Below are 16,656 nucleotides of genomic sequence, written 5' to 3' on the forward strand. Positions count from 1 at the left end.
AGATTTTTTAGGCAAAGTGGCATTGAAAATGGGTGTGGATAAATTTGATGCAAAATTGCACTTATTCAAAGATGAATTATTAAAACAATTTTTATCTGATGCAAGATTAAAGGAAATTTCTTCTGATGAGAATACGACTCTAATAAATCTTTTAAATGGAACTTATGAAATAAGTTTACATAAACAGAATATTAGGGAATTTAGAAAAACAGATTTCTTAACTCATCAACTACCTTTCAAATATGAAATTGATGCGAAAGCTCCAATATTCAAAAATTTTTTGGATGAAGTTTTGCCTGAGGAAGAATTGCAGAATGTTCTTGCTGAGTATTTAGGTTATGTTTTTATTAAAAGTAAAGCTTTAAAACTGGAAAAAGTATTATTACTATACGGAACTGGCGCAAATGGAAAAAGTGTCATTTTTGAAGTTATTAGTGCATTAATTGGTGCGCAAAATATCACAAATTACTCTTTACAGTCTTTAACGGATAATAATGGGTATAGACGAGCAATGATTTCCAACAAACTTTTGAATTATGCGAGCGAAATAAATGGAAAATTAGAAACAAGTTTATTTAAGCAATTAATTTCGGGAGAACCTATTGAAGCAAGATTGCCTTACGGTATACCACAGATAATCACAAATTACGCAAAATTTATTTTTAATTGTAATGAGCTACCTAAAGAAGTAGAAAACACAAATGCATTTTTTAGAAGATTTATAATTATTCCATTTAAAGTTACTATTCCCAATGAAAAACAAGATAAATATCTTTCTAAGCGAATTATTGAATCAGAATTATCTGGTGTTTTTAATTGGATTTTAGAGGGCCTAAATAGGCTTTTAAAAAACGAGAGCTTTAGTCATAGTGAAATTGTTAAGAATGAAGTTTTACAGTATGAGATTGAAAGTGATGCTGTACTTATGTTTTTAGAGGAATATGAATATGAGCCTTCAAAAACTGAAACACAAACTGTAAATTCCATTTTTCAAGAATATAAAAACTATTGTAACAATAATGGATTTATTGCATGCTCATTAAAGACGTTCTCTCAAAGACTCATCAAAAGAAATTTCACAAAGAAGCGAACTAATAAGCAGACTCTTTATTACATTCAAAAAAAAATTTAATAAAAAAACTACACTTGCAACACTTGTAACACTTATCAAAATCAAGTGTAATATGTGTAATATGTGCAACATTTAAAAAAGATAAAAATTAAATTTATGGCAAACATATTAATAAACAAATTAAAAATTATAGGAAATGAATCTGACATAAAATTATTCATTTCATACATAAAAAGTAAAACAAATGAAAATGTTTTAGTAGATTTTGATTACGAATTTCATGAAGTTAATATATTTGACGATTATATTACTTTTTTTTCAAGAAAACAAAATGTAATTGATTTCTATATACAATTATCAAGATTATTTCCAAATATAGCTCTACATTGTTTTTGCACCACATGTGAAGACCCAAGGGCACTATTTTCTTACAAAGCGATTATCAAAAAAGGGGAAATTCTTGAAGGAACATGCCCAAAAGATGAGTCTGAAGAAGCATACGAAATTTTCTTTGAAATATTTCCTGAAGTTAAAGAGAGTTATATTTATGAAAATGGCTTATATCACTTTATCTTTATCGCATAATAGACTAATAAAAGCGGATATTTTTTCCGCTTTTACTTTATTGCTTGCTTTATTAAACCGATTATGTACTCAATATTTTCTGTGTCTGTGACAAATATTTCATAATCTCCATTTCCCCAATGTCCAGTATTTGAAACGTCTCGCATTAACTTTTTCGGCTCTTTCAATTCTCCCTTTTTAAGGTTAATCCACATTTTTAATCCTTTTAATTGCACACATATATCAACTATATTGGTTTTCGTTTTAAAAGCAATATAATCTTTCTTTGGTTGTATGTAGATTTCGTCCGAAAGTTTTAATATTTCAGCTTTGTAATTTTCATATAATCTTTTTACAAAAACTGGTTTATTTATCAAATGCTTTTTCTCACTATGCTGCTTTTTTGATACTTTAGATACGCTGGGCAATATCTTTTTTACTTCATTATTACTAACATTTTTTTGTTGGGTGGGTAATTCATCTACTTTGGATTGAGCATTAATATTCTTTTTCCCATTTTCAGTTTTTATATTATTATCAGCATTTTGTTTTAGACTTAAAATCAAATCAAATATTTTTTTAAATCCTTCAAAATCTTCTACATTATAACTTTTTGCTTTTGTGGCAAATGATTTTTTAAAATTACTATTTGTATGGTTTGGTAATTCATTTGAACATTCAACATCCTCAAATAGAAAATCTTTATATCTTTCTAAAGGATAATAATCTTCTATTACAAATTTAGATTTAGTATAACCTTCTTTTTTAGGAATAAAATTAATGTGAATTTTATTTTTAGTAGCTCCATTAAACTCTTCTATTTTACCATTATACTCCAATGTTTCCCTTACTGCTTGCAAACCTGCATCATCTCTATCTACAAAAGCAAAAGTTGGTGAATTAATTGGAAACTCATCCACAAAAAGTTTTAAGCCACTTGCTCCATTAAATGGCAAATATTTAAAGTTAAGATTTTTGTATTTTTCATTAACAGAAGATAATTTTTCTAATGCTGTTTCTAAATGCATTATATCAGTTTTTCCTTCTACGAGGATAGTATCTTTAATTTCGCTTAGAAAACTGTTTTGTTGTTGCTTACTCCAAAACTCTTTAGTTAATTCATTAATAATAAATTGTCGGTCTTTTTTTATCAGTTCTCCATCTGTAAGCATAAAAACATTTTCATCTTTAAAACTTTGGGTAAGTGTTGGAGAATGTGTCGTTATTATAATTTGCCTTGTTCCTTCATAAGGTTCAAAAACTTTAATAATTTGGTCTTTATTATTAATGTGTATGTGAGCATCTGGCTCGTCAAGTAATATTAAAGTATCTTCGGAACTAGCAAATTCTAGTGTTGCTTTTATAAGCAGCATTTTCTTTTGTCCTTCACTTAAAGAACTTACATTGACACCATTATTAAAAACTATTTCTACATCATCAATAATTTTCTTATCAGCAGGAGTAAAGGCAATATATAAAGAACGAAATACATCGGCACTATCATACCCAACAGCAAAGGCACTAGAAAAAGCACTACTAAATGCTCCCCCAATTTTAGCTTTAAATGTATTTAAAGAATATACCTCAACATCATCTATCCTTTTTATAAAACTCAAAGCAGGACTATTATTATAATCTTTGTATTTATCTTTAAAAAACTTGAATCTTATTTCATTTACTGTAACAATTCCAAGTTTGTTTTTGATAAAATCTTTAACATCGTCTGCATCAGATATAAGTAAAGAGAGTAATATTAAATTCCAATAAAACTTATTCAAGTAGAACATTTTAGGGTATTCTAATACGTTTGCTTGATTTACTCCTGCTATATAATTCATATAAACAGGTCTGTAATATTTTTGCCAAAGTCGGTCTTCTTCTCCACTATATATAGCAATTACTCTTTTAGGTAAATGTTCTTTAATATCAAAAACAGGATTCCCATTTACTGCAAATGCTCTTGATTTGCTATTACTTGTAATGGCAATCGTTGTATTATTAAAAGTTTCATATTCTAAAAAATAAGCAAACTCATCTTTTTCATCTAAAAATAAAGATTTGAAAATAGAACTAAAAACCTCCAATATATTGCTTTTACCACTACCATTATTCCCAATAAAAGCAGAAACTCCGTTACAAGAGCTAAAATCAATTTTTAGATTATGAAAATTTTTATAGCTTCCATGTATTTCAAGTTTTTTTAGTTTCATAATAACTTAATTAAAAATTTCTTTTTCAAATTCTTCAATGGCTTCTTCCCTGTTTTTACTGCTTAAAGCATTTAACTCTTTTATTTGTTCTTTAAAAAAGTTAATAGTATCTATTATTTTAATTTGAATTTCTAAAGGAGGAAGAATTATATTGTAATCTTTTAACATTTGAGCATTTAGATTTGGTTGATTATTGCCACTTGCCATTTCTCTAATCCTGTCGTATTCGCCCATTAAATATATCCATAAATAATCTGTCAAAATAACAGTATTATTAATATTGAACAAAACAGCACAAGCCTGATTGGTTGATGCATCAATACCCAATTTTGCGGTTCGCCCTCTTGTTGCTCCTTGCCCATACATTGCAATAATTAAACTATCTTTGGGATAAATTTTTGCACTGCTGTTTTCAATTGCTTCCTGTGTTATTTTTTCTTCGGTATCATATATAATATTATTGACAACTTCTCCTGTTTTTATCCAAGGAATATTTCCGTTGTAATATTCTTTCCTTTCTCGACTTGGAGTACCACCGCTACTAATTGTACATATATCTTTAATTTTTTTTATCTCGAAAGATTTTCTCAATATTATTTTGTTTGTATTATTTTGATTTGTTCCCCATTTATCAAAAGATGAGTAGTTATATATTTTCAAATAAGTCCCTATCTTTTTTTCATAATCATTCTTTTTATGTTCTACGCCCAACTGTTCAAACAAATAGTTTTCTATTTCGGTTTCTATAGTTTTGGCTTGCTGTTCTTGTTGGTTGGCAAGTTGTATTTTTAGGTTGTATCGTGCTACTATCCTGTTTTGTTCCTTAAGACTTGGTAGTGGAACTTCAATATCTAAAAATTCTTCTTGTTTTACTCTAGCCTTTGAGATGCCAGAAGTCTTACTATTCAACAAATTTTTGAAAGCATTACTTCTTAAAACTTTTATCAAAAAATCACCTGAAACTAATTTTGTATTAAAAGTAAATGTTGGATATTCATTACTTACACCAAAAGGACTATTGCCAATATCATTAAAGTAAATACATCCGTGCCTAACATTTATTTTAGAATAGATTATTGCATTTTCAGGAACTAAATTTAGTCCACCTTTATAGCTATTAATTTCCTCAAAATCCCTTAAAAATAACTGACCTCCAAAATTTATTTTTGAAATTATTTGCCATTCATTTTTTATCATTTCTTCTTTTGAAATACTATGTTTATAAGGAATCAATATTTCTCTTAATCTAACTTTATTTTCAAAAGTGAGATTTAAATTTTGCTTATAACGTTTTGTATCCCACAAAAAAAAATTAGAATAAGTTACAAAAGCCAAGTAATTAGATTTTTGCATATTATTTTCCATAAAATTCTACAGATTCACCCAGTTCCATTCTAAAGATGTTTTCGTCTATAATTTTATATTTTACCTGTTCTATTACATTATTCCAAAGTTGGTTCTCCTTTCTGTAAATGGTAAACTCTGCTTCTAGGGGTTCAAGCTCATTTTCTATAACAGCTCCTGTGGTGCTAATTCCCGCTTTTTCTACTTCGGCTATGGGTATTTGGTAATCAAAACGCTCTTTTATTTTTTGTTTGGTTTTGCTTTCTAATTCTTGCTCTAACTGTTTTAGTTTTTCTTTTAGTTCTTTTTTTTGTTCTGCCGTTGGTTTTTCGGGATAAGTCTTTATAATATTTTCACTTTCTAGTTTGTACAATGTGGCTTGAGTAGCTTTTTCTGTTCTTTCAATGAATTTATATTTTTTAGCTTCCTCCTCGGTAAACTTTTTAAAGAACAATAAACTTGGTTTTACAGTAGCACCACTCGCAATAAAAACGTCTTGTGGTATAGAGGTAATTAGTAAAATTTTGGCTACTCCTTCTACATAATCACGTATTTTTTGCAGGTTAGTATTGTTTAAAACACCTTCGGGCAATACAATACCCATTCTACCTCCAGGTTTCAATAAGTTCAAACATCTTTCTATAAATAAAACCTCGGTAAGTGTACTCATTGCACCTGTTTTAAACAAACTCAATAAAGGTTTTCCTATATTGTTGTTTACTTGTTTTAAGGCATCATCGTATGCTTTTCCGTAACGTTCACGGTATTTTTTAATACGTTCTTGGTCTGTATATTTATCAGCTTCACTTATTTTTAAAGACTTTTCTACTCTTGCTCCGAATGGCGGATTGGTTAAAATAATATCAAAACGGTTTTCAAAAATTCCGTTTACGTTTAATAATCCGTCGTTGTGGTGTACGCCACCGTGTCCGTCGCCGTGCATTATCATATTCATTTTGGCAGTACGGCTCATTCTTGGGTTAGCATCTGTACCAAAAATACAATCGTAGCTTAATATACGCAACCTACTTTTTGGATTGTTTATATCTAATTCGGCATTGAGTTTGGCAAATAAATCATTTACAATTTCATCTACTTTTTCTTTTTCTTTCTCCGATTTTTTTTCAAAAGCATCATCATAATACAAGGCTTTTATGCGTTCTTTTTCTTCGTGTATTTCAAGCTCTATTTTTGCTCGTACATATTCAAATGCCTTAATTAAAAATCCACCACTACCACAACAAGGGTCGCAAATAATTTCACCTTCTTCTGGGTCTAGTACTTTTACCATAAAATCTACCACCGTTCTTGGGGTAAAAAATTGCCCTAGTTCTCCCCTAAAAGTTCTTCCTAAAAATTGCTCAAAGGCAATACCTTTTACATCATCACTGGTAGTAGAAAGGTTGTAGATTTCAAGCTCTTTAACGATTGCTTCAAAACTATTTTCTCTTATCCGAATAATTTCTGTTGGTTCAAATAAATCATCATCTTTTAAGTCTTCTTTAATTTTTCTAAATAATTCTTGATAGAACAAATCATCTTTTTTTGTAAAAGATTCTAAAAATTGTTTCTTCTCTTTTTTATAAACTTCTAGTGAAAAAATGTTACCTTCTTTATTTGCTCTCTCATATAAAGTTTTTATAAAAAGAACTTTGCTAATTTCATCAAAAGCCGCTTCGGGAGATAGTTTATCATTGTTACGAATTATATTATGGCATTTATACAGGGTTTTACTAAAGTCTTCTCTTACAAAGTCATTAGTTTTGTTTAATAATTCCTTTATCTTCTTGCTATCTTGTGCTTCTTCATTATTTGGTATATCCAAAATTTCATCTACATTTTTCGAGGCTGTTCTATATGTTTTAGTAAATATTTTTGTCTGTTTTGAATTTGTTGCAACAAAAAAATCCACTCCAATTTTTTTTGCTATTTCAATACCATTAAAATAATCTTCAGAACGAATAATAATACTATCCGATTTACATTGGATAAAAATTAAAGGTTTTTCCTTAGCAATTTTACTTTTAATGTTCTTCCAAACCACAATATTAAATCTCACACCAATTTCGATTTTTTTGTTTATGTGGAAATCTTGAGCCATTTGCTCTAACGAAAAACCATAATAATTTACTAATCTACAAATATATTCTTGTCTAACTCTCTCTTCAGGTGTCTTTATAAGCCACTTATTGAGTAATGGAGCATATATCTTGTTATCTTTTACCTCTACCTGCATCATTATTTTGTAATTTTTGTAGGATTAATTAATTCTCTCACATCTATGTCTAAAATCTTAGAAATAATAATAAGTTTTTCTAAAGAGGGTTGTACCTCATTTGTACACCAACGTGAAACAGTCGTCTCATTATTGTTGAGCTTTTCAGCAAGCCACTTATTTGTTTTTTCTTTTTCAGCCAAAACAACTTTAAGTCGATTTATTGCTCTATTATCCATATAAATCTGCATTTGGTGTAAATATAACAACTTATTATGGGACTATTGTTATGTTTTTTTTAATAACAAAAAATATAACAGAATTTTAAATCTGTGTAAGGTATTGATGAAAGGCAGTGCGTAACATATTGCAAAAAGCAAAAAAATGTTTTACAGTAACTAAAAGCCTTACAAATAAATAACTATTTTTGTATTGAAAATAAAATAAGATAATATTACATATTAGCGTCCCTATTTAGTTAGCTAAACCGACCAATTAAATAACAAATACAAGGGAATAAGAGATGCACTCGTCTAACGGCGTGGGCTTTCTATTCTTTGTATTGCGTTCTTGGTCGGACGTTGCTAACTGATGGAAATGTCCCACGCTATTTATATTAATTAATAACTCTTTTGGGGCATAAAGAGTACATTATTACAAATGAGTATTTCTATTAAATTCAAGCAGACGATTTCTTTAGGCTTGATTGCAACATCATTTATTAGTTGTTCAAATGACAAAATCGGAAAATACACAAAAGAAGATTTACCCTCTAATTTTGAGTATAAAATTCTCAAAGATGAAAGCAATCCTAATATTGAAAAAAACCAATTGATTGTTAAAATCAATCAAAAAATTACAGAAGGTCAAATTGCTACATTAGCAGAGGAGTTATTTAATTCTAAAGAAAAACAAAAACGTTTTTATATTGCTTATGTACTTGAAGGAAATGAAAATAGTGTTGTTTATTGGGCAAATAGTGATTTTGACCCTGAATTAGAAATAACAATCAATGGTTCCATTACTAACGAAGATAATTCAATGCTTCAAAAAGCAAAAGAAGTAGAAGGGAAAATAATTGGAGTGTTTAAAGAGGATGCATACACCTTTGCCTTTTATACAGTTTATGAAGATAAAGGAAACTTATTTATAAAAACATCATTTAAAAATGGACAATCTATGTTAGAGCGAGTAGCAAGAATGGATTTGACACAAAAAGAATATAAACTTGTCAGCAATGATGGAAGCAGTAACGGAGAGTACTATATTTTAAAAGATGATGTTTTAGAGTTTTATGATAAAGAAAACACCAAATTTACAGAGGCAACTAAAGTAGAATAATTGACTTACAATACATTTACAATACAAATATAAAAATGAAAAAATCGCAACTACTTAAAAATAAGTTGGTTGCGATTTTTATTAGTAGCGGGGACACGACTCGAACGTGCGACCTCCGGGTTATGAGCCCGACGAGCTACCTACTGCTCTACCCCGCGATATTGGATTGCAAATATACGAACATATTTTACAATCGCAAATAATTTCGCATTATTATTTTGAAAAATGTAATTTAGCTTTGGTATTCAGAGAGTTAATTTTTATTATGTGTGGTGGTTTTAGCCTTTTGTTATTGGTTTTTTTTTTATTTTTTTGTGAAATCCATCATTTATCATTTCTTCAAATTTTTTTGATTTTATGAAATCTCCTACCTTTCGCTCTCTTTTTGATCTATGAAAAAAGTCTTCGCTGCCCTTATATTAGTATCTATTTTCTCATGTAGAAATCATGACGAAACGGTTCCTGTAGTTGAAGTAGAGGAGACGGTAGTTAAACAACCATACCAAGATCCTTATTTTTTGTCATCAAGCCAAACGTACATTTATGACCAAAATGCTGTCCCCGAAGTCAAATTGGAGATATCACTAGCAGAATGGAACAAGCTTCTTAATTACTATGACCAAAATAACTATAATGAGGAATATGTTGTTGGTCGGTACACTTTTCAGAAAAATGGGAGTGGAGAAGTTCTTGATAGCATCGGTCTTAGATTACGTGGCAATACCAGTAGAAGAAGACCAGAAGGTGTAACAGGGCAAGCTCATAGCACCACAGATCCTAATTGGAATCATACGAGTTTTACGGTGAATTTTAAAAAATATCGAAAAACTCAATTGTTTCATGATTCAGAGAAGTTGATTTTGAAATGGTTCAAGGATGATCCCATGTATGTCAGGGAAGTTTATTCCTATGATTTGTTTGAGAAATTTGGAGTTTGGACGGTTCCTCAGTCTAGTTATTGTAAGCTGACCATTCATGTAGAGGGAGATGTGAAACCAGTTTACTATGGAGTATATCAGATGGTTGAACCGGTGGATGATGTCTATCTCAAGAATCGAGCAAGTTTCTTTTCGGCGACAGGAAATTTATGGAAAGCCAATTGGGGAGCCAGTCTTAAAGATCCCTCAACTAATTTAATGGGAATTGAAGAAGTGACGCTTACCAATAATTATACACCCATCTACGATTACAAAGGTAAGAAAGCTAGTTTGGATGTGGCAAAAGCTCAGTTGTCTGATTTTATTTCCAATGTCAATAATAAGACAGGAGATGATTTTAAGAATTATATCACCCAGAAAATGGATGTTAATCTCTTTTTGAAAACATACGCAGTCAATGTTGTTGTTGGAATGTGGGATGATTATTGGAATAATTCTAATAACTTTTATTTCTATTTCGATGCTGCAGGTAAATTTTATTTTATTCCTTATGATTATGATAATACTTTGGGTACCTCACTTCTAATGATCGATTCGGGTATGCAGAATCCTTTGATGTGGGGTAAAAGTTACGAAAATCCTTTGGTCTCCAAAGTTTTGTCAATTCCAGAATTTAAGTCACAATATCTTCAGTATCTTCGAGATTTGGTAAGCAAGAAGTATGATCTCTTTTATGTCGATTACAGTCAACAAAGAATTGAGACTTGGCAAAATTCTATTTCTGCCTATATTATGAATGAGACTGGGGAAGATATTTATATGTACGATTCGCCGGCTTCTTGGGGAAATTGTAGCTTCTATAAGTTGAGAGGTGATAGTTCTAATGACAATTTTTTCACTCGGAAAACATTAAGTATTCCTAAATAATTTTTTGTATCTGTAAATCAGTTTGTTATAAAATATTTTTATATATCACTAAAAAAATAGTTGTATATTAAATTTAGTTTTCTACATTTGTATAACTATAACATTAGTGATATAAAAAGTAATCTTACTTTTTCGCTATAATAAACTGAAGTAAAAATGAAAATTCAACAATTAACAAAGGCAGAAGAACAAGTGATGCAGTATCTATGGAAAATTGAAAAAGGTTTTCTTAAAGATATTCTCGATCAGTTTTCGGAACCGAAACCTCATACCAATACCGTATCAACAATTTTGAAAGTCCTCAAGGAAAAGAGTTTTGTTGATTTCAATGTATTTGGAAGACAGCACGAATATTTTCCATTGATTACGCAAGAACAATACAGTGGAAAGTCCATGAAAAGCTTGGTTAAAAATTATTTTTCTGGATCTTACAAAAATGCCGTTTCGTTTTTGGTTGAAAAAAATGAGATGTCCATTGAAGATTTGGAATTGCTACTTAGAGAGCTTAAAAACAAAGACTGATGGAACCTTTTTTCATATACTCCATCAAAGTTACCCTATTTTCGGGGATAATGTTTGGGTATTACTCCTTATTTCTGAAGGACAAAACATTTCATCACTACAACAGGTTTTATCTTTTGTTGACAGTGATTCTAAGTTTGGCTTTACCGTTATTAAAGGTAAGCTACTTCACGATTGAAGTTGATCCTCAGTTGTATTACTTGCTGAGTACAATTCAATCTCCAAGTACGATTGAAGCTACTAATAATAGCACAATTTATTATAAAGTTATCTTCGCCATTATAGGTGTGGTTGCTTTGTTTTTTATTTGCCGATTTGTGGTTGGCGTATTGAAAATCAGAAGGATAAAAAGGGACTTTGTCAAAGAAAATCTTAATGGTATACATTTCTATAATACAGACTTAGAGGATGCTCCATTTTCATTTTTCAAAGATTTGTTTTGGAAGAAAAGTATTTTACCAGATTCTGACCTTGGACAACAGATCTTGAAGCACGAAATGGTGCATATCGAACAAAGACACAGTATAGATAAAATCATTCTAGAAGTGGTTAAAGGAATTTTTTGGTTCAATCCATTTTTTTGGTGGATTCATCGAGAGATTCATTTGATACACGAATATTTGGCGGACAAAAAAGCCGTGAAACAGCACGATACAAAGGCATTTGCGCAGATGCTTTTAGGGAGCTATTTTTCGGGTGCAGTCTTGCCGGGAACCAGCCCATTTCTTAATTCTAACCTTAAAAAAAGACTCAAAATGTTACAAACCTCAAAAACCAAATACAGTTACTGGAGAAAGTTATTCGCACTTCCTTTAGTTTTTATTCTATGTTTTGCTTACCTAATTAATGCGAAAAATAGAGAGATAGAGAAGACCAACAAAGTTGTGAAGGATTTCTTTCAGAATTTAACTCAAACCAATCAATCAACAAGTAATCAAACTCCATCTGGGAAGGATATTTCAAGTGTAGCGACAGCTGATGGTGAAGATATTTATGTCTATGAAGGAAAAGAAGTAAGTGCAGAATATTTCACAGAAATGAAGCAAAAATATGCTAATAATTCCGAGTATTATTTCACGAGTTCTTCTAATTATATAGACAAAAATATGCCGACAATTTTCTCAGGCGGCAAAGTCAAAAATGAACGTGCAATTGATGAAAAAATTGGTAAAATTGTTGAAAAAGTATGGCAATCTGAACCATTAACTGAAAAAATGCCTGCCGAAACAAATGTAGATATCGAAGAAAAACTCAAAAATTCTACGGATAATAGTCTATTTATTATTAACTCGAAAAAAGTAACAAAAAATCAGTTTCTTGATTATAAAAATAGTAATAAGGGTAATAGAAATGTTATTTTTAGCTATTCCGGAGCTGAAGGTAATGATCAAGATCATTGGGTTTTTGGAGAGTATGAAAAGTACGGAGTCTTTTCCATAATGAATCTGGATGGGAATGGTCAATCTGACTCTAAGAAATTCCATAAACTTATTAAAGAAGTCAATCCTCGCTGGTATTATGAGCAAATTATTAATAACAAATACGGGAAAATAGAAGCAGAAAAAAGGAAAAAACGAGGAGAAAAAGCAGGCACAATTTTTGTCGAGCAAATTGATGAAAAGGCTTCTGATTCTGAAAATACTGTAAATGCTACCAGCAATTCTTCAACTTCCATAACTTCTGCAATGGCTTACAGTGATAATGTTAAAACTTATTATGTAAATGGAAAGAAAGTCACTAAAGAAGAGGTGGAAAATCTGAAACCGGAAATGATTAAATCTGTTGAAATTAGTAAGTTTGAAGATAGAAAGAGTGGTGAAATTTTCATAATAACCAAATAGTTTAACATCATGGAATCCTTCTTCCTTTACATTCTTAAAGTCGTTCTGTTTTCAGGAGTGATGTTTGGATATTATTATTTGTTCCTAAAGGATAAAACTTTTCATCATTACAATCGGTTTTACCTTCTGTTAACGGTGGTTCTAAGTTTGACTTTGCCTTTACTGAAGATTAGTTATTTTACCATCGAAGTCAATCCCAAATTGTATTTGCTTCTGAGCCAAATGCAAACTAATGAACTCCCTAAAGAAACATCCAATGTTTTACTATATTTTACAATTATTGCTGCAGTTTTGGGACTGGTTGCTCTCTATTTTATGAGCCGATTTGTGGTTGGAGTGATCAAAATTAATATGTTCAAGAGAAAGTACAAGAAGGAAAACTACAATGGAATCAACTTCTATAATACAGATTTGGAGAATGCCCCATTTTCATTTTTCAGAAATCTATTTTGGAAACGCAGTATTTTACCAGATTCTGACCTTGGACAACAGATTTTAAAGCACGAAATGGTGCATATCGAACAAAGACACAGTATAGATAAAATAATACTGGAAGTAGTTAAAGGGATTTTTTGGTTCAATCCATTTTTTTGGTGGATTCATCGCGAGATTCATTTGATTCACGAATATTTGGCGGATAAAAAAGCCGTGAAACAGCACGATACAAAGGCATTTGCGCAGATGCTTTTGGGAAGTTACTTTTCAGGGACCGTCTTGCCAGGAACCAGTCCGTTCCTTAACTCTAACCTAAAAAAAAGACTCAAAATGTTACAAACCTCAAAAACCAAATACAGTTATTTAAGAAGATTATTGGCTTTACCTTTATTATTTGCTCTCGCTTTTGCTTATATGGTTAATGCTAAAAACAAAGAAATCAAAGAGACCAATGAGTTGATTGAAGAGATAGCAAAAGAAGTTTTTCCAGTAGATAATGATACCATAAGACCTAAGTCTACAAAGGAATCAGATGGAAAGGCGCAGATTTCTAAAAATGATGAAAGATATGAAGTTGATGCAGTATTGTATTCAGCCGATGATGAAAATGCCCCACTTTCTAAAAGCATTAAAGAGGCAAGTAATTCTGATAAATTTTTTATCGACAACAAAGAAGTTCCCATGGAAGAATTCCTAAGTTTCTATAAAAAGAATTATAGAAGTCCAGATTTCATGTTCATGCATTCAGACTCTAATCAAAGAGGATTGAAAGTATATTCTGCTGTTCCTCTATCTAAAGAAAAAGAAGGGACAGATTTTTTTCGAAAGCAGATTGAGTTAGATAATAAAGATGGCAATTCATCATCGAATCATTCAAAGAAAAAGCATAACCAATCTGAAGTTTCTGCTAACCAAAACAATCCTTGGGTAATTAGTGTTGATGCTCATTATGTTGGAGATCCCACGGAAGAAAATGCTGCTAAAGCTGAAGCTAAAGCAAGAATTGTTGAAAACGTAGCGAGCCAATCCGAAACAAAAACTGGATGGAAAGAAGAATTTCTTAAAAGTGACCCGAATATATTATCTATAAAGGGTATGGAGCATAACGATTTTAAAATGTATTACTATATGAACAAAAAGCTAAATATGGGACAGATGATTGGGGTTCGTAAAGATAAAAGTGGAAATTTTGATGAGCCAGAAATCTATATCGATGGCATTGAATTTAAGGGTGATATGAGCGCTATACCTCTCAAAGCAGATGAGATTAAGGGAATTTATCCGAGTTCAAAAAATATAGATGAATATGATGCAGGTAGAATCAACATCGTTACAACTAGAAAAGATTCTTCCAATAGAAAGTAGAAAAATAGACTCTAACCTTTAGATTTTATCAAAACACAATAAATTCATATTAACTATTTCGTTTACGGCGGGAGCTTTGCTCCCGCCGCAAACATTCTGAATCAAAAAATATTTATATCTTCGTTAGAGACGAAAAAACACTTTATGAAAAAACACCTTTTAATTTTCCTATTTTCCTTTTCGATATTTCAAGCGCAAGTTCATCGCTTTTTTTATGAATACAAATTCACCATCGACTCAACAAAGAAAGACTCTTTGCAGAAAGAGATGATGGTTTTGGATATTTCACAAAAAGGTTCACAATTTATGAGCAATAACAAGAAAACCTCCGATTCTATTATTACAGAAATGCATAAAAAGAATCCTGAGAAATTTGATTATTCCGGTATAAATTTTGGAAAAGTTTCCACCGTTATTGAAAAATCATATCCTGATTTCATTGTGATTGATTATGAGTATGTTGATATGGATAGATATATAATCCAAGATGATCGAAAGATGAATTGGAAAATTTTGCCAGAGAAAGAAAAAGTTGGGGAGTTTATGGCGCAAAAGGCAACAATGGATTTGTACGGGCGACGATGGACAGCTTGGTTCACAACGGAAATACCCTTTCAAGACGGACCTTACAAGTTTCATGGACTTCCTGGTTTGATTGTTAAATTGGAAGAGGATAGTAGAACTCATCTTTTCGAATTGAAAGCTGTAAAACAACTGAATTGGTTAAAAGATTGGGATAGTGACATTAAAAGAAATGAATATCACAAGCCTATTAAAGTTGACGAAAAACAATTTCAGAAAGTTATTCTTGATAGCAGGAAAGATCCAACGAAAGGAATGCGTCAAATGATGTCACAAGAAGGGTGTGGTGTTCGAAATGCAAGATGAAAAAGGGAACGCCATTGATATTAAAAAAGAGATGAAAAATATGGAAGTAATGCAGAAAGAAATTAACAAGCGCGAAAATAATTTTATAGAAAATGATATACTTGATTAAATGAACTTTATGAAGAAAACAATTTCCATTTTAGTATTCTTGCTTTCAATTTTTTATTTTGGGCAGAATCAGAGATTCATCTATGAATACCGATTTGCACCAGACTCTACCAAAATAGATTCGACATTAACAGAAATGATGTATTTGGATGTTTTGGATAAAGGATCCAAATTTTATAGTTACACGGTATATCATTCGGATTCATTGATGAAAGCCAATCTCGAAAAACAAATGCAAGCAAGTGGAACAATTAAGTTCGATTCGAAAATGAAAAAAGGAAATGTTCGGTATTCGGTTTCCAAGACATATCCGGACTATCAAGTTTTTTTCCATTCAAGAATATTAGGGGATTCTTACAAAGTGAAAGAACAGCGAAAACTTAATTGGAAAATTTCCTCAGAAAAACAAAAAATTGGAATATGGAATGCTCAAAAGGCCGAAGCAGATTTTGCAGGAAGGCATTGGATTGCTTGGTTTTGTAGCGAAATACCAATTCAAGACGGTCCATACAAATTTCATGGACTTCCTGGTCTTATTGTTAAAGTAGATGACCAATCAAATTCGCATCATTTTGAGCTCAAAGGAATCGGTGTTCTCAATGAAGAAGTTGAAAATAGAATTTTCAAAACTAACGAAATCGACATCAATGCCAAACAATTCAAGAAAGTAGTGGACGAATACGAAGCTGATCCTACTCAAGGGCAAAAGCGAATGATGATGGATGGTGTGGTTATTCAGATGGAAGGCAACTCAAGCGACAATGCAAAATTTATGAAGCAACAAGAAGAGAGAGCGAAAAAGAGAATGAAACAGAATAATAATAAAATCGAAAAAGATATTCTCAATTAATAAAAATTGCGGCGGGAGCAAAGCTTCCGTCATAAAGATTTATTGAATTAGGCATTTAAGCAATAATTTGTTTGTAAGAGATTGGTTTTGATATAA

The 16,656-nt window shown here is 30.9% G+C and carries 13 protein-coding genes and 1 tRNA gene; 9 read left to right on the forward strand and 5 right to left on the reverse strand.

The genetic code is table 11. From position 1 onward, the window contains the following. Positions 1-1,132, forward strand: a 1,132-nt coding sequence (locus AC4AGG_RS11530) for a DNA primase family protein (protein ID WP_489772154.1), incomplete at its 5' end; no start/stop codon positions are given. Between the two features lie 96 nt (positions 1,133-1,228). After that, entirely contained in the window at positions 1,229-1,657 is a 429-nt protein-coding gene (locus AC4AGG_RS11535) for a hypothetical protein (RefSeq protein WP_489772155.1), read from the forward strand. A gap of 32 nt (positions 1,658-1,689) precedes the next feature. Here the strand turns inward: AC4AGG_RS11535 and AC4AGG_RS11540 are convergent, their stop codons facing one another. From AC4AGG_RS11540 to AC4AGG_RS11555, 4 genes are read right to left on the reverse strand one after another with little or no spacing between them, the layout of a single operon-like run. Further along, on the reverse strand, positions 1,690-3,846 hold the full coding sequence (locus tag AC4AGG_RS11540; RefSeq protein ID WP_489772156.1) for an AAA family ATPase: 2,157 nt from the start codon (positions 3,844-3,846) through the stop codon (positions 1,690-1,692). Positions 3,847-3,852: 6 nt separating this feature from the next. Next, positions 3,853-5,211: a restriction endonuclease subunit S gene (locus AC4AGG_RS11545; RefSeq protein ID WP_489772157.1), complete on the reverse strand. Its 1,359-nt coding sequence runs from the start codon at positions 5,209-5,211 to the stop codon at positions 3,853-3,855. Further along, entirely contained in the window at positions 5,201-7,426 is a 2,226-nt protein-coding gene (locus AC4AGG_RS11550; RefSeq protein WP_489772166.1) for a type I restriction-modification system subunit M, read from the reverse strand. The genes AC4AGG_RS11545 and AC4AGG_RS11550 overlap by 11 nt, the downstream gene beginning before the upstream one ends. A gap of 2 nt (positions 7,427-7,428) precedes the next feature. Next, on the reverse strand, positions 7,429-7,644 hold the full coding sequence (locus tag AC4AGG_RS11555; RefSeq protein ID WP_489772158.1) for a helix-turn-helix transcriptional regulator: 216 nt from the start codon (positions 7,642-7,644) through the stop codon (positions 7,429-7,431). 421 nt (positions 7,645-8,065) lie between these two features. On the opposite strand from AC4AGG_RS11555, the gene AC4AGG_RS11560 reads away from it, so the two are divergent. After that, complete coding sequence (locus AC4AGG_RS11560) at positions 8,066-8,746, forward strand: hypothetical protein (protein ID WP_489772159.1); 681 nt, start codon at positions 8,066-8,068, stop codon at positions 8,744-8,746. An 85-nt stretch (positions 8,747-8,831) separates the two neighbouring features. Here the strand turns inward: AC4AGG_RS11560 and AC4AGG_RS11565 are convergent. Further along, positions 8,832-8,904, reverse strand: a tRNA-Met gene (locus AC4AGG_RS11565). 234 nt (positions 8,905-9,138) lie between these two features. Here AC4AGG_RS11565 and AC4AGG_RS11570 point away from each other — a divergent pair. From AC4AGG_RS11570 to AC4AGG_RS11595, 6 genes are all read left to right on the forward strand, one after another. Further along, complete coding sequence (locus AC4AGG_RS11570) at positions 9,139-10,551, forward strand: CotH kinase family protein (RefSeq protein WP_489772160.1); 1,413 nt, start codon at positions 9,139-9,141, stop codon at positions 10,549-10,551. Between the two features lie 156 nt (positions 10,552-10,707). Beyond that, complete coding sequence (locus AC4AGG_RS11575) at positions 10,708-11,073, forward strand: BlaI/MecI/CopY family transcriptional regulator (RefSeq protein WP_489772161.1); 366 nt, start codon at positions 10,708-10,710, stop codon at positions 11,071-11,073. Continuing rightward, positions 11,073-12,914: a M56 family metallopeptidase gene (locus AC4AGG_RS11580; RefSeq protein ID WP_489772162.1), complete on the forward strand. Its 1,842-nt coding sequence runs from the start codon at positions 11,073-11,075 to the stop codon at positions 12,912-12,914. Before AC4AGG_RS11575 ends, AC4AGG_RS11580 begins: the two co-directional genes overlap by 1 nt. Positions 12,915-12,923: 9 nt before the next feature. Further along, on the forward strand, positions 12,924-14,714 hold the full coding sequence (locus AC4AGG_RS11585) for a M56 family metallopeptidase (protein ID WP_489772163.1): 1,791 nt from the start codon (positions 12,924-12,926) through the stop codon (positions 14,712-14,714). A gap of 144 nt (positions 14,715-14,858) precedes the next feature. Beyond that, complete coding sequence (locus tag AC4AGG_RS11590; protein ID WP_489772164.1) at positions 14,859-15,602, forward strand: GLPGLI family protein; 744 nt, start codon at positions 14,859-14,861, stop codon at positions 15,600-15,602. 118 nt (positions 15,603-15,720) lie between these two features. Beyond that, entirely contained in the window at positions 15,721-16,560 is an 840-nt protein-coding gene (locus tag AC4AGG_RS11595; protein ID WP_489772165.1) for a GLPGLI family protein, read from the forward strand. Positions 16,561-16,656: the final 96 nt, after the last annotated feature.

It is taken from the genome of Chryseobacterium sp. CG10_8 (assembly GCF_058117085.1).

Bases quoted from the DNA above. Each gene is read 5' to 3' on its own strand.
- AC4AGG_RS11550 (WP_489772166.1), bottom strand. From the start codon at position 7,426: ATGCAGGTAGAGGTAAAAGATAACAAGATATATGCTCCATTACTCAAT.
- AC4AGG_RS11575 (WP_489772161.1), top strand. From the start codon at position 10,708: ATGAAAATTCAACAATTAACAAAGGCAGAAGAACAAGTGATGCAGTAT.
- AC4AGG_RS11595 (WP_489772165.1), top strand. From the start codon at position 15,721: ATGAAGAAAACAATTTCCATTTTAGTATTCTTGCTTTCAATTTTTTAT.
- AC4AGG_RS11570 (WP_489772160.1), top strand. From the start codon at position 9,139: ATGAAAAAAGTCTTCGCTGCCCTTATATTAGTATCTATTTTCTCATGT.
- AC4AGG_RS11535 (WP_489772155.1), top strand. From the start codon at position 1,229: ATGGCAAACATATTAATAAACAAATTAAAAATTATAGGAAATGAATCT.
- AC4AGG_RS11545 (WP_489772157.1), bottom strand. From the start codon at position 5,211: ATGGAAAATAATATGCAAAAATCTAATTACTTGGCTTTTGTAACTTAT.
- AC4AGG_RS11540 (WP_489772156.1), bottom strand. From the start codon at position 3,846: ATGAAACTAAAAAAACTTGAAATACATGGAAGCTATAAAAATTTTCAT.
- AC4AGG_RS11560 (WP_489772159.1), top strand. From the start codon at position 8,066: ATGAGTATTTCTATTAAATTCAAGCAGACGATTTCTTTAGGCTTGATT.
- AC4AGG_RS11590 (WP_489772164.1), top strand. From the start codon at position 14,859: ATGAAAAAACACCTTTTAATTTTCCTATTTTCCTTTTCGATATTTCAA.
- AC4AGG_RS11585 (WP_489772163.1), top strand. From the start codon at position 12,924: ATGGAATCCTTCTTCCTTTACATTCTTAAAGTCGTTCTGTTTTCAGGA.
- AC4AGG_RS11555 (WP_489772158.1), bottom strand. From the start codon at position 7,644: ATGGATAATAGAGCAATAAATCGACTTAAAGTTGTTTTGGCTGAAAAA.
- AC4AGG_RS11580 (WP_489772162.1), top strand. From the start codon at position 11,073: ATGGAACCTTTTTTCATATACTCCATCAAAGTTACCCTATTTTCGGGG.